Genomic DNA, 20,312 nt, shown 5'->3' on the forward strand with positions numbered 1-20,312 from the left:
TAAAGTCCTATCTCGCATTTCCACGTGCCCATTGAAGGATGTCGCGCAAGTGTCCGGTTCCGTTTCCCGTTTCCTAGGCGACAGTCCCCTGCGCGTGCTGCTCAAGCTCGCGGTTCTCTCCTTTCTCGTCGGCTTCGCCATGCATGCCTTCGGCTGGATGCCGATCGACGTCTGGTACGCCTTGCGGGATGCCGCGCTCGACATCTGGCGCATGGGGTTCGACGCGCTGGGCCGCTTCTTCAGCTACTTCGTGATCGGGGCCGTCGTGGTCGTTCCGATCTTCCTCCTGATACGCCTGCTGAGCTTCAGGCGCTGACCGGCTCGCGCTCGGTCGCGTCCGCCAGAGCGGCAGCGACCTCGAACAGGATGGCGTGGCGCTCGGCGAGCGCCGCGACGTCGTCGGAATAGCCGCCGCCGATCACGCCGCATACCGGCACGCCGGCCTGCCTGAAATGGCCGAGCACTGCGCGATCGCGCGAACGCAGCCCCTCGTCCGTCAGTGCGAGCTTGCCCAGCCTGTCGTCGGCATGCGGATCGACGCCCGCATTGTAGAAGACGATATCGGGTCGCGCATAGAGAGACAGGAGCGGAAGCAGTGGCTCCAGCTTGGCCATGTAGGCGGCGTCGCCGGTGCCGTCGGGCAGGCTCACGTCGAGATCCGACGGTATCTTGCGCGTCGGATAGTTCCTGTCCCCGTGCATGGAGAAGGTGAAGACACGCGGCTCGGCGGAGAAGATGTCGGCCGTTCCGTCCCCCTGATGGACGTCGAGATCGACGACGAGCACCCGCCGCACGGCGCCCTCGGCCAGCAGGGCGAGCGCCGCCACGCCGACGTCGTTGAACGTGCAGAAGCCGGCACCCTGGCCTCGGCGCGCGTGATGGCTGCCGCCCGCCGTATTGCAGGCCAGTCCGTTGGCGAGCGCCAGACGGGCGGCGAGCAGCGTGCCCGACGTCGCCAGATGCGCGCGCCGGGCAACCCGGTCGTCCACCGGAAAGCCGATGTCGCGCTCGATCGCTTCGGGAACGCTGCGCGCCAGAACCTGCTCGACGTAGATCGGGTCGTGGGCGAGCGACAGGAGATCGGCGCCGACCGGCCCGGGCTCGTGCAGGTGCGAAGATTTGATCAGGCCGCGCTTCCTCAGGGCATCCATGAGAAAGCTGTACTTCCCCATCGGGAAGCGGTGATGTGCCGGAAACCGGGCGTCGTAATCGGGATGGTGGACGATATCGATCGGCATCCTCTCCTAGCTAGGTCTGTGCGGGAGCGAAGAAAAGGCCTGCGGCGCACTATCGCGGACCGAAGCACGGCAATAGAACGCTCTGGACGATTGCGGGAACTTGACCATGGATGCTGGCGTCGAAGCCGCCCCGGCCCCGTCGACGGCAGGTCGGCCTTTCACGGTGACCAACCGGCTGGTGCTGTCGATCGCCGTGCCGATGACACTGGCCTACCTGACGACGCCGCTGCTCGGCATCACCGACACGGCGGTCGTCGGACAGTTCGGCGACGCCGCCATGCTCGGCGGTCTCGCCGCCGGCGCCATCGTCTTCGACCTCGTCTTCTCGACCTTCAACTTCCTCCGCTCCGGCACCTCGGGCCTGGTCGCGCAGGCCTTCGGCAGCGGCGACGGCCGCGCCGAGCAGGCCTGGTTCTGGCGCGCCTTCATGCTGGCCATCGCCATCGGCATCGTCCTGGCGCTGGCCGGGCCGGCGGTCGCGTGGGCCGGTGCGCTGTTCATCGACGGCGAGCCGGCGGTGAGCGCGGCGATGAAGAGCTACGTGATCGTGCGCCTGCTCTGCGCGCCCTTCGCGCTCGCCAACTACGCGATCCTCGGCTACGTGCTCGGACGCGGCGAAGGCATGCTCGGCCTCTTCCTGCAGATCGTGCTCAACGGCGCCAACATCCTCCTGTCGATCTGGCTCGGCCTCGTGCTGGGATGGGGCCTGGAGGGCGTCGCCTGGGGCACCGTCTGCGGCGAGATCATCGCCTTCGTCATCGGACTGGGCGTCGTGTACAGGCGCTTCTCGGCGCTGCCGCGACTGTCGATGGCGGCGGTTTTCGACCGTGCGGCGCTGCGGCGCATGCTCGCCATGAACGGCGACATCATGATCCGCTCCTTCGTGCTGCTCTCGGCCTTCGCGCTCGTCGCCCGCCAGGGCGCGCAGCTCGGCACGCTGACGCTCGCGGTCAACGCCGTCCTGATGAACTTCTTCCTCGTCGCGGGTTACTTCCTCGACGGCTTCGCCACCGCGGCGGAACAGCTGGCCGGGCGTTCGGTCGGCGCCCGGCAGCGCAAATCCTTCGTCGACGCGATCTGGCTCACCAGCCTGTGGGGCTTTGCGATGTCGGGAGCCGTGGCCGTCGTGGTGATGCTGACCGGCGACGCGCTCGTGGCCTTCATCACCACCGCCCCCGGCGTGCGCGAGGCGGCTGCGACCTACCTGCCCTGGGCCGCCCTGACGGCGGTGTCGGGCGTGCTGGCCTTCCAGATGGACGGAGTCTTCATCGGCGCGACCTGGTCGCGCGACATGCGCAACATGATGCTGCTGTCCTTCGCGCTGTTTCTCGCGGCACTGTTCGTGCTGCCGGGGCTCTACGGCAACCACGGCATCTGGGCCGCACTGCACGTCTTCCTGCTCGCCCGCGGCCTCAGCCTGTCGGCGATGGTGCCCCTGCGCCTGCGCCAGACCTTCCCGGCGCCGGCCTGATCAGTCGAGCGGAACCGCCGCCCAGTGCTTGACGCGGCTGTCACGCAGCGCAGCCGGCGACGCGGCGTCCTCGCGGTCGAGAATGGCCGAGAGTCCCTCGACGATGTGGCCGGGCAGAGAGGGCCCGTCGTAGATCATGCCGGTATAGAGCTGGACGAGATCGGCCCCGGCGCGGATCTTCTCGGCCGCGGCTTTCGCCGAATCCACGCCGCCGACACCGATCAGCGCGAACGATCGACCGAGCCGCTGCCGCATGCGGGCGAGCACGGCCGTGGAACGGGAAAACAGCGGCCGGCCCGAGAGGCCGCCGGTCTCCGTCCTCTCGCGAGCCGTGAGGCCGGCGCGCGACAGCGTCGTGTTCGACACGATGACGCCGTCGATGCCGTGCGCCGCAACCTCGGCGGCGACGTCGTCGAGGTCGGCCTCGTGCAGGTCGGGCGCGATCTTGAGGAAGATCGCGATCTCCGGCTTCGCGCTCGCCGCACGCGCGGCCGCGACCCGCGACAGGAGCTGCGCCAGCTGCTCGCGGCCCTGCAGGTTGCGCAGGCCCGGCGTGTTCGGCGACGAGATGTTGACGGTGAGATAGGAGGCGACCGCGGCGAAGCGACGGATGCCGCTCTCGTAGTCGGCGATGCGGTCTTCGGCATCCTTGTTCGCGCCGATGTTGACCCCGACGATGCCGCGCCTTGCCGTCAGGGGCGACAGGCGGGCGAAGGCCGCGTCATGGCCTTCGTTGTTGAAGCCGAGGCGGTTGATGACGGCGCCGTCCTCCGTCAGGCGGAAGATGCGCGGCCTGGGATTACCGCCCTGCGGCAGCGGCGTGATCGTGCCGACCTCGGCGAAGCCGAAACCGAGCCGAAGCAGTGCCTGCGGCACCTCGGCGTTCTTGTCGTAGCCGGCAGCCATGCCCAGCGGATTGGGAAAGGTGAGGCCGGCCACCCGCGTCTCGAGACGCGGATCGGGCTTCGGCCGGCAGCCGAGCGGTGCGCCCGATTTCAACGCCGCGATCGACAGCCCGTGCGCCGTCTCGGGATCGAAGGCGAAGAGCGCACGGCGGCCGACCGTGTCGAGCAGCCGCCTCACGCCGACAGGTCCGGAAACACGTGGCGGCCGTCGGCGTCGAGCGGCAGCGGCCTCGCCCAGAGTGCCGCGCGCGGGTCCAGCGGTGCGTAGAGATGGGGGAACAGGGCGCCGCCCCGCGACACTTCCCATTTCAGCGCATCGCCCAGCGCTCTCGCGTCGACCGCCACCAGCAGGAGGTCGCCCTGCCCGGCGAAGTGCTTCGCGGCCGTCTCCGACACCTGGCCGGCGGTCGAGAAGTGGATGAAGCCGTCGGCGAGATCCACGGGCGCGCCTTCGAAGCGGCCGCGTTCCTCTGCCTCCCGCCACTCGGTCGCCGGAGAGATCTTGTAGATGATGTCGGTCATGCGCGCTCTATAGGGCGAAACCGGCCGCGACGGAAGCCAACGTCCCAATTCCGGCGTATTGCCGTGCCTCTGATGCCGCAATCATCGTCAGGAGGATGCCATGCCGACGAGACTCGCCGCAGCAACCATGCTCCTCGCGCTCGCCGCCACCGCAGGCGCATCCGCGCAGGAGGACCGCTACGCGATCGAACGCAAGGAAGACGGCTACGTACGGCTCGACACGCGCACCGGGCAGATGTCGCTGTGCTCGGAAGAGTCGGGCCAGTTGGTGTGCCGCCTCGCCGTCGACGACCGCGAGGCGTTGCAGGACGACCTCGACGCGCTCCAGGAACGGCTCGCGGCCGTGGAGGATCGTCTCTCCGCGCTGGAAGGCGTCCCGGCCGCCGGTCTGCCGAATGAAGACGAGTTCGAGCAGGGGCTGAGCTACATGGAGCAGTTCTTCCGCCGCTTCATGGGCATCGTCAGGGAGCTCGACGAGGAGACGCGCGCGCCCGACCGGACGTAGCGTCAGTCGCCGGATGCGGCGGTCGGCGCGGCGACTGACCTGCGCGTCGCCAGGTCGAGGATCACGGCCACGACCTCGGCGGTGACGACCGGCGCCCCGTCCCGAAAGCGCGAAATCTCGTGGTGCAGGCGCAGCGCCTTGCCGCCGGTCAGGATCGGGCGCGAATGGATCAGCAGCGCCTCGCCCGCCTTTGCCGGCCGGTGGTGCGTGAGCTTCATCTCCAGCGCGACACGGCCGTAGCCGCGTTCCCGCAACGTCGCGATGCCGACGCCGGCGACCTCCCAGACATGGGCCGCGGCATCCGACAGGCGGCCGACGAAGCCCTGGGCAAGGAGTTCGCCCGCGGCGTCGCACTGCATCGGCTGGACGATCGTGCGGCTGGACACCAGGCCGCCCCGCGCCAGCACGTCCTCCGGCCGCTCCGGTTCGGCCGGCTCCGGCGCGATTCCGCGTGGCAGAGCCGGCGCGATGTCGGTCTCCTGCACCAGACGACCGGGAGCCCGGATCCCGGACGGCGCGTCGAGCGCGGTCGCCGCGATCCTTCCCGTCTCCAAGTCGTCGAGCAGATGCACGGCAAATCCGGCGAAACGTCCGTCGGCGACGATCGCCGAGCGCATCCGCGCGATCCCACCGGCGTGGAGTTCCGAATGATAGCGCACGTGCCGGGTCCGCGGCAGCGGTCCGGCCATGTCGCCGCCATTCATTCCGGCGAAGAAGCGGGCCGCCTCGTCGAAGCGCTTGAAGTAGAACTGTACGTTCATGTGCGCATTGTCGTCGCACTCCCACGTGTTGACATAGGAGCGGTGGCTCTCGACGAAGCCGGTCATCGCCGGAGCCTCGCCCTCGCCGCACGCGTCATTCCATCCCGGTGCATCGCCGTCACGGCATGCCCTCCCCGCCTTATTCGCCGCAACCCCGTTTGCACGGTGCGGCCGCAGGCGCAACCGCGGGCGCTTGGGCCAGATCGAACGGATGCGTCCGCGGCCGGCCCGCCCGCTCCGGCGATCTCGGCCAGTTCCAGTTGCCCCTCGTGGAGGAAGCATGTCCGGGCGAACAGCCTGAGGTCGGCGGGGTTCGGCAGCCGCCGACGCTCCCGGGCGCTGATCGCGCGAAGGTCAGACGAGTGAAATCGCGACGGAAACGGCGAAGAAGCCGCAGGCGACGTTCAGCGCCAGACGGGCGAACTCGGCATACACCCCGCTCATCATCTCCGAGAAGGCGCGGATGCTGCGCTCGTCGGACGGACGCGATCGCTCGTCGAGGTGAAGCCAGACCTCCGTGCGGCGCGGCGGCTGGCGATGCGCAACGAGGGCCTTGCGGGTGAGGATGCCCGCCATCAGCAGCGTGCAGATCGCACCGCACCGGAAGGCGAGGGCTGCGTCGAAGGCGAAGGAGAGCATCAGAAGGACGATGCCGAGGGCACCGAAACCCACGGCTCGACCGATGCATACGAAGGCCACTTGCCGGACGGGCTCCACGGCTTGCTCCACTGTTTCGGCTTTCGGGAGGCGCAACGACGGGCTGGGGCAAAGGTTTCGTGCCGAGAGGCGCCGATTGCACGGCGAATCCACCCGTTCCGGAGCCGGCAGCATGTCATGCGGCTTGAAATGCGACCGCAACGCCGCATAATCGAACTCCCGTCATCCACCGACACAACAAGAATCGGATACGGGATCCAGGGAGGACGGCCAGTGTCATCGGGCCTGAAAATCGTGATCGCCGACGATCACCCGCTGTTTCGCGGCGCGCTGAAGCAGGCGCTCGCGAGCGTGGCAGAGGATCCGGTCATCCTGGAGGCCGGAACCTTCGCGGAGACGAAGGAGATCGTGGCCGGCAGCGACGACATCGATCTCGTGCTGCTCGACCTGACGATGCCGGGCGCGAGCGGACTGTCGGGCCTGGTGGCGATCCGGGCGATAAACGTCGGCGCGCCCGTCATGATCGTCTCGGCGCATGACGAGATCGAGACCATCCGGCGGGCGCTCGACCTCGGCGCCTCCGGCTACATCTCGAAGTCGGCGAGCATGGAAGAGATCCGCATGGCGGTCCGGACCGTCCTCGACGGCGGCATCCACGCTCCGCCCGACGGGGATCTCGGCACCGAGACCGACCCCGAGATCGCCGACCTGATCCACCGGCTGCACAGCCTGACGCCGCAGCAGGCCCGCGTCCTGTCGATGATCGCCGAGGGACTGCTCAACAAGCAGATCGCCTACGAGCTCGGCGTCTCGGAGGCCACCGTCAAGGCGCATGTGTCGGCGGTGCTGCAGAAGCTCGACGTCGACAGCCGCACCCAGGCGGTGATCCAGCTCTCGCGCATCGCCACGGACACGATCGCCGCACCGGCGACCTGAGGAAAGTCGGACAACCGAATAGGCGTGCTGCTATTCCGTCGCCGGCGACATCTTGCGGCAGCGCCGCAGGACGGTGCGCAGTCCTGCCGGCTTCACCGGCTTGTTGAGGATGACGACGTCGAGCGCTGCCGCCTTCTCGCGCACTTCGCTCGACCGGTCGGCCGTGATCAGCACGCCGGGCACGTCGCGGCCATAGGCCTCCCGCAGGCGCCGGATGACGCGGATTCCGTCGTCGCGATCGAGGTGGTAGTCGGCCAGGATGACGTCCGGTGGATCGCCGAGCGCTCCCTCCGATACGTCGGGCATGGCGCCGTGAGTCGTCACGCGGCAGCCCCATCCTTCCAGGAGCAGCCGCATGCCCTCGAGGATGCGCGGCTCGTTGTCGATGCACAGCACGTCGAGGCCGGCCAGCGACTGTCCGCCGTCTGCCGTGCGCATCGGCGTGACCACGGTTTCCTTCGCCATCGGCTCCGAGACCGGCAGGATCACCGAGAAACGGGTGCCGCGGTGCTGGTGCGACAGGATCCGGATTTCCAGGCGCAGAACCCGCGCGATGCGGTCGACGATGGACAGGCCGAGCCCGAGACCCTGGGCCTCCCGCATGCCCTCGTCGAGGCGCGTGAACTCGCGGAAGACGAGGTTGAGCTTATCCGGCGGGATGCCGATGCCGCTGTCGAGAACCTGGATCTCCACGAGCTCGCCGCGCCGCCGCGCTCCCACCAGCACCGTGCCTTTGCGGGTGTATTTCACCGCATTGGAGACGAGGTTCTGGATGAGGCGGCGCAGCAGATTGCGATCCGTCGTCACGGTCAGCGACGAGGGAACGATGCGCAGCCGCAGCCCCTTCTCGCGCGCCATGGGCTGGAAGTCCGTGCCGATCTGGCGCAGCAGCCCGTCGAGCCGGAACGCCGTCTCCTTCGGACGCATCGCGCCTGCGTCGAGCCGCGAGATGTCGAGCACCGCGCCGAGAATCATCTCGACCGATTCCAGCGCCGATTCGATGTTGGTGGCCGCCGCAGCTGTCGGTCCCTTCCCCGCCTGTTCGAGCAGCGAGGCGCAGTAGAGCCGGGCGGCGTTCAGCGGCTGCAGGATGTCGTGGCCGGCGGCGGCCAGGAAGCGGGTCTTGCCCAGATTGGCCTCCTCGGCCAGCATCTGTGCCTGGGCCAGTTCCTCGTTCACGCGAAGCAGTTCGGCGGTGCGACGCGCGACGCGCTGTTCGAGCGATTCGTTGGCGCTCTTGAGCTCGATGTCGGCGCGCACGCGGGCGGTGATGTCTGCATAGGTCGCGACGATGCCGCCGTCGGGCATCGGATTGGAACGGACCTCGAGGATGCGGCCGCTGGCCTTCAGCTCGATCTGCCAGGGACTGCCGAAGGTGTTGAGGCGTTCGAGGGCGAGGCCTTCGGAGCCGTGCTCTATGTCGCCGCGCCGGGCGAGATGGTCGAGCACCTGCCCGAGCGAGACGCCGACCTGGCCGAGCTCGTCCGGCAGGTCGAGCAGCAGCCGGTACTGCCGGTTCCAGCAGATCAGCCGGAAGTCGCGGTCGAAGACCGTCACCCCCTGCCCCATCTGGTCGAGTGCCGTCTGCAGCAGGTCGCGGTTGTGCTGCAGCGCCTCGGAAGCGTCGTCGAGCAGCTTGTAGGCGTCCTTGACGGTCTTGTCGCGGCGCTGGAGCAGGAGAGACAGGACGAGACGCGCCGAGGACGAGCCGACCGCGCTGGTGAGAAGCTGCTCGGAGAAGCGGATGATGGCCATGTCGGCCGGCTCGCCGCCGTCGATGGCGCGGCCGCGCTGCAGCGCGTAGCTCTCGAAGGAGCGTTCGGTGCGCTCGGCACCGAGATAGCGCGAGATGGTGTCCTTGAGATCGTCGACGGTCGCGGTGGTGCGGAACCGGCGCAGGCTCGGCATCGGGCTCACCTCGCGCGGGACGAAGATCGACGCCTGGATCCGCTCGAGCGGCCGCGCCGCGCGCGACAGCGAACCCAGCACCAGTCCGAGCGTGTTGACGAGCAGGCTCCAGAAGACGCCGTGGTTGAGCGGCTCGGCGACGACCCCGAAAAGCGCCTGGGGGCGCAGCGCCTCCAGACCGAAGGGGCCGTGGACGACGAGCGGCAGATCGGATGGCACGAGCGCCGGCAGGAGCAGCGTGTAGGCCCAGACGAGGATGCCGCCGGACATGCCGATGATCGCGCCGCGACCGTTGGCCCTCCTCCAGACGAGCCCGCCGAAGAAGGCGGGGGCGAACTGGGCGATGGCGGCGAACGACATGAGGCCGATCGACGCCAGCCGCGTATTGTTGGTCGTCTCGCGGTAGTACAGGAAGGCCGCGAAGAGGACGAGGAAGATCGCCGCGCGGCGGACGTTGAGAATGATCTGCGACCAGTCCTCGTAGCCCGTCCGTCCCGAGCGGATGAGACGCCGGAACAGCAGCGGAATGACGAGATCGTTGGAGATCATGATCGACAGCGCGACGCTGGCGACGATCACCATGGCCGTCGCCGCCGACAGCCCCCCGATGAAGGCCGCGAGCGCCAGCAGATCGTTGCCCGTCAGGAGCGGCAGGGACAGGACGTAGAGGTCGGCGTTCGTCTGACTTCCGACGGTGACGATACCTGCGAAGGCGATCGGGATCACGAAGAGATTGATCAGGACGAGATAGATCGGGAACAGCCAGGTGGCCGTCCGCAGTTCGCTCGGCCCGCGGTTCTCCACGATCATCACGTAGAACTGCCGCGGCAGCATGATGATGGCGAAGGTGCTGAGCAGCGTCAGCACGAACCAGGTGGCGAAGGAGGTCGGATAGACCGATGCGGCCGCGACCTCGGGATGGTCGCGCACGGCGGCGATGAGATCGGCCGGGCCGTCGAACAAGAGGAAAACGACGAAGATGCCGACGGCGAGGAACGCGGCGAGCTTGACCACCGATTCGACCGCGACCGCGAGCACCAGCCCGTCCTGGTGCTCCGTCGCATCGGCATGGCGCGTGCCGAAGAGCACGGCGAAGAGCGCGAGCAGGATCGCCACGAGCAGCGAGATGTCGCCGATGAAGAGATCGATCTCCGGCGGGCGCCCAGTGTAATGCTGCACCATCAGGCTGACGGAATCGGAAATCGCCTTCAGCTGCAGCGCGATGTAGGGGATCGCACCGACGGTGGCGATGATGGTCGCGATCGAGGCGACCACGAAGCTCTTGCCGTAGCGGGCGGCCAGAAAGTCCGCGATCGAGGTGATCTTCTCCGCCTTCGACAGGCGCACGATGCGGTGGAGCAGCTGGTAGCCGAACAGGAACACCAGGACCGGGCCGATATAGATCGCCAGGAACTCCAGCCCCCGCTCGGAGGCGAGGCCGACCGATCCGAAGAAGGTCCACGAGGTGCAATAGATCGCAAGGCTGAGCGCGTAGATGTAGGGACGCACGCGGTCGGGATGCCGCGACGCCCTGCGATCGCCAAGGCTCGCGATGGCGAAGAGCAGCGTGACGTAGGCGATGGCGATGATGACGACGACCCAGCCGCGCATTCACCCGTTCCTCCCGGCGCGGATGTTGCGACGACTTCACCCGAAAAAGCAAATTCCCGTGCAGGAACCAAGCCCCGGCTGCATGCCGAGATGCTTGGACCCTTGCCGGTAACGAGGATCGGCTCTTCGACCCTCCGCCCGCCCTCGGCTGCCCCGGAACGCCGACGCTCTGCCATTCGGGTCGACACTGCCTGCCGCAGTCGACGACGACGGGGGCGGCGGGCACCCGGGCAGAGCGTGTCGTCCAAGTACTGTCCAGGTCCGACCGAAGGACGTTTCTTCTTGCGCCGGCCGGCGCTATATCTTCTGCCGCAACAAGCGCCGCGTCCCGGGGCCCGCAGCCGGGAAGAGTGAGGGGACATGCTCAAGGAATTCCAGGAATTCATCTCGAAAGGCAACGTGATCGATCTCGCCGTCGGCGTCATCATCGGCGGGGCCTTCGGACTGATCGTCAAGTCGCTGACCGACGACATCATCATGCCGATCGTCGGCGCCATTTTCGGCGGCGTCGACTTCTCGAACTATTTCCTGCCGCTCGCCTCGGGCGTGACGGCCACGACGCTGGCGGCGGCACGCGAGCAGGGCGCAGTCTTCGCCTATGGCAACTTCGTCACCGTGGTGATCAACTTTCTCATCCTGGCGTGGATCATCTTCATCATGATCAAGGGCGTGAACCGGATGCGCCGCACCATCGAGAGGCCGAAGGCCACGCCGAACCAGCCGGCACCGCCGCCGGCCGACATCCTGCTCCTGACGGAGATTCGCGACCTCCTGGCCAAGCGCGACGAGCCGGGCCGCAGCGTCTGACCCGCGCGGCGCGGCGGATCGGTTTGCGCCGCGCTGGCCTATTGCAGTACCGCCCATGGCGGGCGTATCCGGCGGCTTTCGCACACGGACAGCGTTCGCCATGAGCCTCCTTCAAGACCTCCGGGCCGAAACCCGGCTCGCACCCGACAGCGGCATCTCGGCGATCATCGACTATGGTCGCGGACGTCCGGGCCTGATTCCGATGTGGGCGGGCGAAGGCGACCTGCCGACGCCCGACTTCATCACCCGCGCCGCCATCGCCGGCCTGGAAGCCGGAGAGACCTTCTACACCTGGCAGCGCGGCATGCCCGAACTGCGCCAGTCCCTTGCCGACTATCATCGCCGCCATTTCGGCCGACCGGCCGCCGCCGAGGAATTCCTGGTGACGGGTTCGGGCATGCACGCCATCCAGATGGCCCTGCAGGCGACCGCCGGCGCCGGCGACGAGGCGGTCTATCTCTCGCCGGCCTGGCCGAACTTCGCCGCGGCGGCCGGCGTGATGGGCACGAAGCCGGTCGCGGTGGAACTGATTTTTTCCGACAGGGGCTGGACGCTGGACGTCGAACGGCTCGCCGCCGCGCTCACCCCGAGGACTCGCGTGCTCTTCGTCAACTCGCCGTCGAATCCCACCGGCTGGACCGCCGACCGGGAGACGCTGGCGGACATCCTGGCACTCGCCCGCAGGCACGGTCTCTGGATCATCGCCGACGAGATCTACGCCCTGTTCCATCATGACGGCGGCCGCGCGGCGTCCTTCGTCGACGTGATGGAGCCGGAAGACCGCGTCATCTTCGTCAACAGCTTCTCAAAGAACTGGGCGATGACCGGCTGGCGCGTCGGCTGGATGCGGGTCCATCCGAGCCTGCAGCAGACCTTCGAGAACCTGATCCAGTACTCCAATTCCGGCGTTCCGCAGTTCCTGCAGCGCGGTGCGGTGGCCGCGCTCGACCAGGGCGACGATTTCGTCGCCGGACAGGTCGAGCGCGCGGCGACCGCGCGCGACATGGTCTGCCGCATCCTCGGCGCCACCAACCGGGTGCGCCTGTCGCCCCCGGCGGGCGCGTTCTACCTGTTCTTCGCCGTCGACGGCCTGCCCGACGCACGCGCCGCGGCAGCCGAGATCGTCGACAGGGCCAATGTCGGCCTCGCCCCCGGAACCGCCTTCGGTGCGGGCGGCGACGGCTACCTGCGGCTCTGCTTCCACCGGCGGCTGGACGAGGTTGAGGAGGCCGCCGGACGCATCGCCCGGTGGATCGGCAGCCGCTGAAGAGCAATCGCTAAAATTGCAGGGACCGACTTAACGGCACCTCAGACGATTTCTGCGCATAGTCCGCTCGTTGGCGCACCGGGACGTGTGCCGGGACAACAGGCGGAATTCTCCAATGGCTGTGCTCGTCACGGGTGGCGCCGGCTACATCGGCAGCCACATGGTGTGGGATTTGCTCGACGCCGGCGAGGAGGTCGTCGTCATCGACGACCTGTCGACCGGTTTCGAATGGGCGCTCGCACCTGAAGCCGTGTTCCACAGGGGCGACGTCGCCGACGGCCGGCTCGTCCGTCGGGTCATCGAGGAGCATGCGGTGGACGCGATCATCCATTTCGCCGGCTCCGTCGTGGTACCGGAATCCATCTCGCAGCCGCTCTTCTACTACGAGAACAACACCTGCAAGTCGCGGGCGCTGATCGAGCACGCCGTGACCGGCGGCGTCCGCCACTTCATCTTCTCCTCGACCGCCGCGATCTATGCCCCCGGCGACACGCTGCCGCTCGACGAGGAGGCGCTGGTCGCGCCGCAGACGCCCTACGGCATGTCCAAGCTCATGGTCGAACTGATGCTGCGCGACGTCGCCGTCGCCCATGCGCTCGACTACGCCATCCTGCGCTACTTCAACGTCGCCGGCGCCGATCCGAAAGGCCGCACCGGTCAGTCGACGAAGGGCGCCACGCACCTGATCAAGGTCGTCTGCGAGGCAGCCCATGGCCGCCGAGAGCGCGTCGACGTCTACGGCACGGACTGGGAGACGCGGGACGGCACGGGCGTGCGCGACTACATCCATGTCTCCGACCTGGCGCTCGCGCACCGTCTGGCGCTGCAGCGGCTGCGCAGCGGCGGCGGCAACCTGATTGCCAATTGCGGCTACGGCCGCGGCTATTCCGTGCGCGAGGTGATCGAGAGCGCCAGGCGCGTCTCGGGGCGCGACTTCTCCGTCGCCTTCGCCCCGCGCCGGCCGGGCGACCTCGCCTCCGTCATCGCCAATGCCGCCCGGGCCCGCAAGGAACTGGCCTGGACGCCGCGTTTCGACGCCATCGACGACATCATGGAGACGTCGCTCGCCTGGGAAGAGAGCCTGTCGCGGAAAAATTCCGCGACCTGACTCCCCGCAGCCGCACGTCCGCCGACCGGTTCCTGACGGTCGGGAACGGCTGGGCGTCCGCAGTTTCCGTTCGAACCTGCGGCCGCCGGACCATGCGGCACAGGGTTCGGGCGGCTACTGGATCCAGGGTAGAGCCGGGAACCATGCTCCCGTTTCCAGCTTCACCGGACGTCTGCCACGCCCGTGCCTCTCTTTCACCCGGGCTTGCTGGCGCCGGAGCAGCCGGCCATCATGGCCGCGATGCCCGAACAGTGACCGGGAGTGCCGACCATGCACGACAGCCTCTTCACCACCCTGCTCCACTGGACGACCCGCTCGATCGAGGCCGCAGGGATCGCGGCTATCGTGCTCGGCATCGTGATGGCCACCGGGCGGTTCGCGCTTCGCCATGTCGTCGAAAGCGGTCAGGACATGACGTTCCAGCGCTACCGCGGCGACGTCGGGCGGGCGATCCTGCTCGGGCTGGAATTCCTGGTCGCCGCCGACATCATCAACACGGTCGCCGTCGATCCGACGCTGGAAAGCGTGGCGGTCCTGGCCGGCATCGTGTTCATCCGGACCTTCCTCAGCATCGCTCTGGAGGTGGAGATCGAAGGTCGCTTTCCCTGGCAGCCGCGTCGCGACGATCAGCCGCCGAGATAGGGCTGCCGCTTCGGTAGCGGCGTCAGACGGATGATGCAGGCGCCATCTCCGGCGCTGCGGAACTCGATCAGGTTGATGCCCGCCTCGGCCCAGAGCAGCCTCGGCGACGGCGACCGCCGCTGCGATACGGGAGCCCCGAGACGCCGCGCCAGTTCACCGGATGCGGCAGGGCAGCCGACCGCCGGGTCGACCGGCCGCAGTTCCACCATGCCCAGTTCGCCGCCTCTGCCGAAGCCCAGACGCGCCAGCACGGCGATCCCCATCATCTCGGTCTCGACCGAGAAGAGCATGCGCAGCCGCGACCGGCCGACCGGCTCGTCGAGGCGCACGAGATTGGCCGGCGCAGCCAGGCGTACCGCATGGGTCGTCATGCCCCAGCGCGTCCACTCCCACTCGGCCCGGGCGGGCGTGGTGCAGAGGCTGGCGAGCACGATGATGGAGAGGAGACGCAGCATGGCCGCTGCCATGGACCTTTCTGCCGCCGGGCGCACCTGCCGATGCGGCTGGCGGTGAACGCCCCCTTGCCGGGATCGATCGGATTCGAACGTCCCCGGTGGCGCAGAGCCCGAAAGCCGGTCGCGCCGGCGCGGTCGGCGAACCCGGCCGCCCCGCAGACGGCGGCTTGACACCCCCGCGCCGCAGTGTTGTCAGACGGCGGACGGCGCCATGGCGCCGCACGATCTGGAGCCCGAGGCCCGATGCCGCGTATCGCCGCGATCACGATGGCTTTCAACGAGCCGGAGTTCCTGCCGCTGTGGCTCGAACATTACGGGCGCATGGTCGGCGAGAACAACCTTTTCGTCGTTTCGTTCGCCGACCACCGTCAGCGCGCCGACAGGTCCCGCCCCTATCAGCTGATCGATCTGCCGGACGGCGAGTTCGACGAGGTCAGTCGCGCCGCGATGATGAGTTCGCTCCAGTCGATGCTGCTGCATCGGTACGACTGGGTCGTCATGAGCGATGCGGACGAACTGATCGTGCCCGACCCGGCGCGGCACGCAGGGCTGCCGGATTTCCTCGAGAAGAACGGGGAGCACCCCTATTTCGACGTGGTCGGGTTCAACGTCGTCCACGATCGCGGACGAGAGCCCGCCCTCGACACCCGCAGGCCCCTGCTGCGGCAGCGTGCCTGGGTCCAGTTCGACGCAGGCTATTGCAAGCCTCTCGTCAGCCGTGTGCCGTTGAACTGGAGCCCCGGCTTCCATCGCTGCGACCGGCCGCGCCGGCAGAGCGATGACCTCTACATGTTCCACCTGCGGGCGGCCGACGAGACGATCGCGCGTGCCCGCAACAGGCGTCTCAACGCGATCCGGATGTCGCAGAGCGATCTTGAGGCAGGCCACAGCATGCACTTCGGTCTCGATGCCGAACGATATCTCGCGCACGTGTTTCCCGAACCGGAGGAAACCGGCCGCGCAGCAGAGTTCGATCCCGCGGGAGATCTCGACCATCTGCGACGCTTCCCCGATGATGTCCATCACCAGGGCCGCCTCTGCCGCCTTCCGCCGCGGTTCGCCGACACCATCGCTCCCGCGCCGTCGCGGTTCGAAGCACAGCGCCGCCGCCTCCGCCGGTTGCTTGCCTCCCGCACCTGACCGAACCCGACCTGCTGACGCCCGGTTGCGGAGAACCTGCGGGAAGAGCCGTTGGTGTTATCCGAAGACGACCTTCCTACTCGGCGTCCTGTATCAGTCATGCAGGGTCGTAGTGCCCTTCAGCAAGAATCCGCTCCGGCGAATTGGCAACGGACCCCGCCACATCGGTTCGCCGCGCGATAACGGCACTCAACATCGGCGCCGGATGGCAGGACATCATGATGCCACTTGCTCCACCGAGACGCCGGGGAAGCACCGACGCCCTCCCAAACTCATAGGTTCCGATTATCTCGAAGCCAGTTCCTGCGTTTAGCAACCCCTGCCAGCTGTGGCGGCTGAAGCGGCAGAAATCCCATGGCTCGGCGTGCAGGGGCCAGGTCGTGGGTGCACGGCAGATGAACAGGCCGCCGGGCCGGAGCACACGGCCGGATTCTGCAATGAAGGCGACGGGGCTTACGAGGTGTTCGAGAACTTCCGACGAATAGACAACATCGACCGATCCCTCGTCGAGGTAACGGGAGAGTTGGTGGGCATCTCCCACCATGTCGACGTTTGGAGATGGGACGATATCGAGGCCCAGATAGCGCAACCCTGAGGCGTTGGCCCAATTGCGCATGGCGCAACTCGCGTCGCCCCGTGCACCCACTTCCAGGAAAAGCGGGTTATCCCCCGCAGAAGCGAGCAATGAAGCGACAGAACGGCTAAGGACGGTGTTCCAATCGTCCGGACCACCCTTCGCCAGCTCTGCAGCCACATCGATTTCGTATGAGGAGCCGTCTTGAAACTCGGCCCTCAGGAACACCTCCCCCAGCCGCCCGATCTCCATCAACGGGCGTGCTTGGAAATCGGGGAGATCATTCAGCAGCAGCGTCACGGCGTGGCCGTGATGCACGAAGTCCGGGCCGAAGCAATCAACGAGAGCGGGAGCCATTATGGGCGCAGACGGCTGCTGCGGTGCCGGCCAACAATATGCGTCGTCTCCTCCGGTTGGCGAAGTTCTTCCCCCTGCCAGCCAGTTCCACCATTGAGACGTTGCTATCCGCATGGAGCCATGGCGTACACCGATGGCTCGCAATTCTGATCCACGCTTGTGTATCTCGAACTCTATCTTGATGTAATTCTCAATTATCAATACTTCCTGAATTGCACATACATATTCTCCTTCTATATTTGCCTCTACATGCTCCATGGATCGAAGATGTAACGGCGCCTTCCAAGATTCGAACAGCGCCGGCGCTACCTCAAGAAGACAATTTTCAGAAACATTTTCTGCATCATTGAAGGCGAAAAGGTAGAGATATTCAAGACGTGTCCGGAAGGGCACGAAGCAGAAGCTTATTTCAAGGCGTCCAACCGCGAGGACCTTGACCGACAGGTCACGGATCTCCTCCGAGATACTGTGGATTGAGCCATCCGACCCAATCTTCGCCACGGCCTTCTGCATCTTGGTGACCCTGCCGTGGACTTCGACGCGGAAACCTGCGGCGGTCCCCACCTGCACCTCAAGCGTGACATTGTGCCTTGCTCCCGCGATGAAGATGAACGGGAAACCCAGCGCCGCTTGGCCCCCGTGGCTGTCGACCCGGTATGTAGGGCCGTTCGCGAGAAGCATGGTGATCGCCGAATCCACCGCGACAGGGGGCACCGTGGACGAACGGCTTGGATTTCCGGCCGATATGTCCGCGACGTGGAGATTCTTTTCCGAGAAATACTTCATGCGGCCTAGAGATCCCCGAATTTCAGATGTTCTGCCACCGAAGAGAAATCGCCGCCGCCGCTTGTGACGAGTTGCTCGATCCTGTCGAGATGGGGAACGCCGAGCGGATTCACGCGCAGGAGGTCCTTCTTGACAAGGGGGACGTGAAAGCGTTCGATCAGCCGATCGGCGAAGCAATGCGTCGGGTTCATGGGGCGGCCACGGATGAGGCAACTCTCCAGCCACTCGGCGAATTCGCGCTCTCCAGGGCGCAAGGCGGGGCGCTTCTCGCGACAGGTGTTCCAGTCCGCGACGAGATCCTTGTAGGCCACGAAGCTCTCGGTCGAAAATCCTTCCCGGAGGAGATGCTGCGTCAACCCGATCTCGCCTGCGCGAATAACCCGCCTCCGATTGCCGGTGCGCGGCAGGCGGTCAACGAATGTCCAGAACCGCTTGCTGGCGTACAGCTCGGCCGAAATGCGCAGGAAGTAGCTCTGGAGATGATAGGCGATGTCATAGGATTCCGTAACGCCCCAGAGTGCCGCTTTCGAGGCACGCGAAGCGGCCAGCATGTCGCCGAGCCCGGCAAAATAACCGTAACAGGAATCATTCGTCAGGATTACGTCGGCAGGCTGAAGGCCCTGCATATGAAGCCACCTCAGGCCGAAACCGTAGGCGCCGAAATCATGACCGATGTTGCGTCGGTGGAACAGTTGCATGCAGTGCGGCGCTAAAGCTTCCAGATCTGGCCTGGAGCGGGCATGTGAGACGAAAATGATCCGGTAGCCATGGACTGCAAGGGCAGCGACCTGATCCCTTACGTAGCGGTGTAGCGTACGCCCCCTGTCGTAGTGGACGTAGATGCAGAAGGACTGCGAGTGACGGTTGGGATCCTCCCCGATGGCGCGTGAACGCATCTCGCCCCGAACGGCAGAAATCGATCGAAGGTAGAGATCACCGACCAAGGTGCCGGCGGTCCTCAGAATTGTCGTCATGCCCGGTCCGTCAGTGCCGCGGCCAGCATCTGGAGTGAGAGAAGGTTACGGCGAAGATCTTCCGGAAACGGAGTCTCCGTATACGGCAGGGAAGTCTGCAGTCCCTCGCACAATGCGATCTGATATTGACGGCGAGCGAAGGGCAGAAAATGTGCCGCCTCCTGGCCGAACTGTTTTTCGACGTGCGCCCGCCGCTCGAGCACGCGCAGAGCGGCATCAAGCATGCGCACCTTCGTACGGTAGTCTCCCCTCGTGAATCCCACCTGTAGTGCCCCGAACAGAAGTGCGTTGCCGAGCCACGCTGGAAAGCGGTCAAGCATGGCCAAAGACTGAGTATTTTCCAGCAGTTCCGACAGCTCGGGGTCTTCCAGACGTATCCCGTAGCTGTCTTCGGCGGCGCGCAAGAGACACTGGTACGCCTTCCCGGCGCGGGCAGAGTCGCCCGTGTTGAGCGCATCCTTGAACAGGCGACACAGCGCTCCGCCTGACACATGCCGGTCGGCAACCCGTGAAAGATCTTCGAGATAACAAAGATAACGCGTCCACTGGGGCTCGTTCACGGCCACATCTGGCATCGCGCCGCGCCTGGCCCATACAAAGGTTTGTACGCCTTCAGTATGGGTCTTCACCCGCAATCCGTGGCGGCTCAGCATGCCAACCAGCGCCTCGGGAGAAAGTATGGTGTAGTGGAAGCCAGGTGACAGCGCCGCGATCAAGCTCGCACTCTCCGTCTGGGGAGAGATGGCAGAAGTAGAGGGTGTCGTGAGAATGAGCGTAGCATCGTCATCCATCATCGTGACGAGCGCATCGACAAATCGACGTGGATCAGAAGTGTGTTCGATCACCTCGCTGCTGAACACCAGTCCAAATCGCTCTTGCGGATAGGCCTTGATGAACCCCTCCAGATCGCAGGAACGGTTGTCGATCCCGAGCTTCTCGCGACCAAGCTCGCCGTAAGAGGACGGCTCTATACCGACAGCCCGCTGGCCCTGTCGCTGCCAGAAGTCGACGATGTATCCAAAGCCGGAACCGACGTCGACCAAAGACGTGGTGGGTAGGGGACGAAGAGCGAGGAGCGGCGCGAGCATAGCGCTTATGCCGGCGCCCACCTGTACATAGTCGAGCCAGAAAGAATCGGATTTCGGCATGCTCTCGTAGGCCGAAGCCGGCTCGTCGCCGTCAAAGTAGAAGGAGGCGCAGGAAACACACCGAAACAGAAGGAGCTGATCAACACTTTCACCCGGCTGCGGCAGTAGCCTTAGGTGCAGAACGGCACCTCCCGCACCACATACTCGGCACGGTTTAACGGGCTTCTGACCGAGGGGCACGTCAAAATCAGCAATCATAACCGGACCCAGTCATCATCTACATTTAGCATCTGGATTGCAGAAAATTCCATACAATAAATATGTGAATACAAAAGAAATCTCGATTTCAGAAAATATTTAAAATAAACGGCAAACAAAATTTCAATTCCGCAGATTCCTGAATGCCGGTCGAGCGAATCGTTACTTGGACGAAATGAATCCGGAGCCGACAGACGTTTTGCCGTAACAGAGATTCGGGATGGTGTCTTGATACTTTCTAATTTAGGGACGGCGCACATAATGCGCGGCGCCTGCAAATTCCTTGGACCGCGGAAAAAAATTCTGGCCGGGAAGCCTCCTGTCCCGGAGCGACCGGAACCC

The 20,312-nt window shown here is 66.0% G+C and carries 19 protein-coding genes; 9 read left to right on the top strand and 10 right to left on the bottom strand.

Going from position 1 to position 20,312, the window contains the following annotated elements:
• Window positions 1-49 precede the first annotated feature (49 nt).
• Window positions 50-316 carry a DUF6460 domain-containing protein gene (locus IAI54_RS11385; protein WP_187972447.1) on the top strand — a complete coding sequence of 89 codons (267 nt, stop codon included), beginning with the start codon at window positions 50-52 and terminating at the stop codon, window positions 314-316.
• Here IAI54_RS11385 and IAI54_RS11390 read toward each other — a convergent pair.
• Window positions 306-1,238 carry a histone deacetylase family protein gene (locus IAI54_RS11390; protein WP_187972448.1) on the bottom strand — a complete coding sequence of 311 codons (933 nt, stop codon included), beginning with the start codon at window positions 1,236-1,238 and terminating at the stop codon, window positions 306-308. The genes IAI54_RS11385 and IAI54_RS11390 overlap by 11 nt on opposite strands.
• 106 nt (window positions 1,239-1,344) lie before the next feature.
• Here IAI54_RS11390 and IAI54_RS11395 point away from each other — a divergent pair, with 106 nt between their 5' ends.
• Entirely contained in the window at window positions 1,345-2,709 is a 1,365-nt protein-coding gene (locus IAI54_RS11395) for an MATE family efflux transporter (RefSeq protein ID WP_187972449.1), read from the top strand.
• On the opposite strand, the gene IAI54_RS11400 is transcribed toward IAI54_RS11395, so the two are convergent.
• Together IAI54_RS11400 and IAI54_RS28960 are read right to left on the bottom strand one after the other, a co-directional pair.
• Window positions 2,710-3,792: a quinone-dependent dihydroorotate dehydrogenase gene (locus tag IAI54_RS11400; protein WP_235679333.1), complete on the bottom strand. Its 1,083-nt coding sequence runs from the start codon at window positions 3,790-3,792 to the stop codon at window positions 2,710-2,712.
• Window positions 3,789-4,136 (bottom strand): DUF952 domain-containing protein, encoded by a 348-nt coding sequence (locus tag IAI54_RS28960; RefSeq protein WP_235679334.1) that lies wholly within the window; start codon window positions 4,134-4,136, stop codon window positions 3,789-3,791. Before IAI54_RS28960 ends, IAI54_RS11400 begins: the two co-directional genes overlap by 4 nt.
• Before the next feature lie 100 nt (window positions 4,137-4,236).
• On the opposite strand from IAI54_RS28960, the gene IAI54_RS11405 reads away from it, so the two are divergent.
• On the top strand, window positions 4,237-4,641 hold the full coding sequence (locus IAI54_RS11405; RefSeq protein ID WP_187972451.1) for a hypothetical protein: 405 nt from the start codon (window positions 4,237-4,239) through the stop codon (window positions 4,639-4,641).
• A gap of 2 nt (window positions 4,642-4,643) precedes the next feature.
• Here the strand turns inward: IAI54_RS11405 and IAI54_RS11410 are convergent, their stop codons facing one another.
• On the bottom strand, window positions 4,644-5,468 hold the full coding sequence (locus tag IAI54_RS11410; RefSeq protein ID WP_187972452.1) for a thioesterase family protein: 825 nt from the start codon (window positions 5,466-5,468) through the stop codon (window positions 4,644-4,646).
• A 288-nt stretch (window positions 5,469-5,756) separates the two neighbouring features.
• Window positions 5,757-6,074, bottom strand: a complete 318-nt coding sequence (locus tag IAI54_RS11415) for a hypothetical protein (protein ID WP_187972453.1) — start codon at window positions 6,072-6,074, stop codon at window positions 5,757-5,759.
• 258 nt (window positions 6,075-6,332) lie between these two features.
• On the opposite strand from IAI54_RS11415, the gene IAI54_RS11420 reads away from it, so the two are divergent.
• On the top strand, window positions 6,333-6,995 hold the full coding sequence (locus IAI54_RS11420) for a response regulator (RefSeq protein WP_235679335.1): 663 nt from the start codon (window positions 6,333-6,335) through the stop codon (window positions 6,993-6,995).
• 30 nt (window positions 6,996-7,025) lie between these two features.
• Here IAI54_RS11420 and IAI54_RS11425 read toward each other — a convergent pair whose 3' ends face one another.
• Window positions 7,026-10,514, bottom strand: coding sequence for a hybrid sensor histidine kinase/response regulator (locus IAI54_RS11425; RefSeq protein WP_187972454.1), 3,489 nt, complete (start codon window positions 10,512-10,514; stop codon window positions 7,026-7,028).
• Between the two features lie 360 nt (window positions 10,515-10,874).
• Between IAI54_RS11425 and mscL the strand changes: the two genes are divergently transcribed.
• From mscL to IAI54_RS11445, 4 genes are all read left to right on the top strand, one after another.
• Window positions 10,875-11,321, top strand: coding sequence for a large conductance mechanosensitive channel protein MscL (mscL, locus tag IAI54_RS11430; protein ID WP_187972455.1), 447 nt, complete (start codon window positions 10,875-10,877; stop codon window positions 11,319-11,321).
• Between the two features lie 100 nt (window positions 11,322-11,421).
• Complete coding sequence (locus tag IAI54_RS11435) at window positions 11,422-12,588, top strand: pyridoxal phosphate-dependent aminotransferase (RefSeq protein ID WP_187972456.1); 1,167 nt, start codon at window positions 11,422-11,424, stop codon at window positions 12,586-12,588.
• Window positions 12,589-12,703: 115 nt separating this feature from the next.
• Window positions 12,704-13,696: a UDP-glucose 4-epimerase GalE gene (gene galE / locus IAI54_RS11440; RefSeq protein ID WP_187972457.1), complete on the top strand. Its 993-nt coding sequence runs from the start codon at window positions 12,704-12,706 to the stop codon at window positions 13,694-13,696.
• A 270-nt stretch (window positions 13,697-13,966) separates the two neighbouring features.
• Complete coding sequence (locus IAI54_RS11445; RefSeq protein ID WP_187972458.1) at window positions 13,967-14,338, top strand: DUF1622 domain-containing protein; 372 nt, start codon at window positions 13,967-13,969, stop codon at window positions 14,336-14,338.
• Here IAI54_RS11445 and IAI54_RS11450 read toward each other — a convergent pair.
• Window positions 14,323-14,805, bottom strand: coding sequence for a hypothetical protein (locus tag IAI54_RS11450; RefSeq protein WP_187972459.1), 483 nt, complete (start codon window positions 14,803-14,805; stop codon window positions 14,323-14,325). The genes IAI54_RS11445 and IAI54_RS11450 overlap by 16 nt on opposite strands.
• Before the next feature lie 231 nt (window positions 14,806-15,036).
• On the opposite strand from IAI54_RS11450, the gene IAI54_RS11455 reads away from it, so the two are divergent.
• Window positions 15,037-15,933, top strand: a complete 897-nt coding sequence (locus IAI54_RS11455; RefSeq protein ID WP_187972460.1) for a glycosyltransferase family 2 protein — start codon at window positions 15,037-15,039, stop codon at window positions 15,931-15,933.
• Between the two features lie 97 nt (window positions 15,934-16,030).
• Here IAI54_RS11455 and IAI54_RS11460 read toward each other — a convergent pair whose 3' ends face one another.
• Genes IAI54_RS11460 through IAI54_RS11470 form a run of 3 tightly spaced genes read right to left on the bottom strand, consistent with a single transcriptional unit; the run spans window position 16,031 to window position 19,970 of the window.
• Complete coding sequence (locus tag IAI54_RS11460; RefSeq protein WP_187972461.1) at window positions 16,031-17,650, bottom strand: methyltransferase domain-containing protein; 1,620 nt, start codon at window positions 17,648-17,650, stop codon at window positions 16,031-16,033.
• A gap of 5 nt (window positions 17,651-17,655) precedes the next feature.
• Window positions 17,656-18,624, bottom strand: coding sequence for a rhamnan synthesis F family protein (locus IAI54_RS11465; RefSeq protein WP_187972462.1), 969 nt, complete (start codon window positions 18,622-18,624; stop codon window positions 17,656-17,658).
• Entirely contained in the window at window positions 18,621-19,970 is a 1,350-nt protein-coding gene (locus IAI54_RS11470) for a class I SAM-dependent methyltransferase (protein WP_210321235.1), read from the bottom strand. Before IAI54_RS11470 ends, IAI54_RS11465 begins: the two co-directional genes overlap by 4 nt.
• Window positions 19,971-20,312: the final 342 nt, after the last annotated feature.

The organism is Aquibium microcysteis (assembly GCF_014495845.1).
Lineage (GTDB): Bacteria > Pseudomonadota > Alphaproteobacteria > Rhizobiales > Rhizobiaceae > Aquibium > Aquibium microcysteis.

What these genes read in the sequence shown, in the direction of transcription:
- IAI54_RS28960 (WP_235679334.1), bottom strand. Translation starts at nt 4,136, where the DNA reads ATGACCGACATCATCTACAAGATCTCTCCGGCGACCGAGTGGCGGGAG.
- IAI54_RS11395 (WP_187972449.1), top strand. Translation starts at nt 1,345, where the DNA reads ATGGATGCTGGCGTCGAAGCCGCCCCGGCCCCGTCGACGGCAGGTCGG.
- IAI54_RS11465 (WP_187972462.1), bottom strand. Translation starts at nt 18,624, where the DNA reads ATGACGACAATTCTGAGGACCGCCGGCACCTTGGTCGGTGATCTCTAC.
- IAI54_RS11405 (WP_187972451.1), top strand. Translation starts at nt 4,237, where the DNA reads ATGCCGACGAGACTCGCCGCAGCAACCATGCTCCTCGCGCTCGCCGCC.
- IAI54_RS11455 (WP_187972460.1), top strand. Translation starts at nt 15,037, where the DNA reads ATGCCGCGTATCGCCGCGATCACGATGGCTTTCAACGAGCCGGAGTTC.
- IAI54_RS11410 (WP_187972452.1), bottom strand. Translation starts at nt 5,468, where the DNA reads ATGACCGGCTTCGTCGAGAGCCACCGCTCCTATGTCAACACGTGGGAG.
- galE (WP_187972457.1), top strand. Translation starts at nt 12,704, where the DNA reads ATGGCTGTGCTCGTCACGGGTGGCGCCGGCTACATCGGCAGCCACATG.
- IAI54_RS11390 (WP_187972448.1), bottom strand. Translation starts at nt 1,238, where the DNA reads ATGCCGATCGATATCGTCCACCATCCCGATTACGACGCCCGGTTTCCG.
- IAI54_RS11450 (WP_187972459.1), bottom strand. Translation starts at nt 14,805, where the DNA reads ATGGCAGCGGCCATGCTGCGTCTCCTCTCCATCATCGTGCTCGCCAGC.
- IAI54_RS11445 (WP_187972458.1), top strand. Translation starts at nt 13,967, where the DNA reads ATGCACGACAGCCTCTTCACCACCCTGCTCCACTGGACGACCCGCTCG.
- IAI54_RS11425 (WP_187972454.1), bottom strand. Translation starts at nt 10,514, where the DNA reads ATGCGCGGCTGGGTCGTCGTCATCATCGCCATCGCCTACGTCACGCTG.
- IAI54_RS11435 (WP_187972456.1), top strand. Translation starts at nt 11,422, where the DNA reads ATGAGCCTCCTTCAAGACCTCCGGGCCGAAACCCGGCTCGCACCCGAC.
- IAI54_RS11460 (WP_187972461.1), bottom strand. Translation starts at nt 17,650, where the DNA reads ATGAAGTATTTCTCGGAAAAGAATCTCCACGTCGCGGACATATCGGCC.
- mscL (WP_187972455.1), top strand. Translation starts at nt 10,875, where the DNA reads ATGCTCAAGGAATTCCAGGAATTCATCTCGAAAGGCAACGTGATCGAT.
- IAI54_RS11470 (WP_210321235.1), bottom strand. Translation starts at nt 19,970, where the DNA reads ATGATTGCTGATTTTGACGTGCCCCTCGGTCAGAAGCCCGTTAAACCG.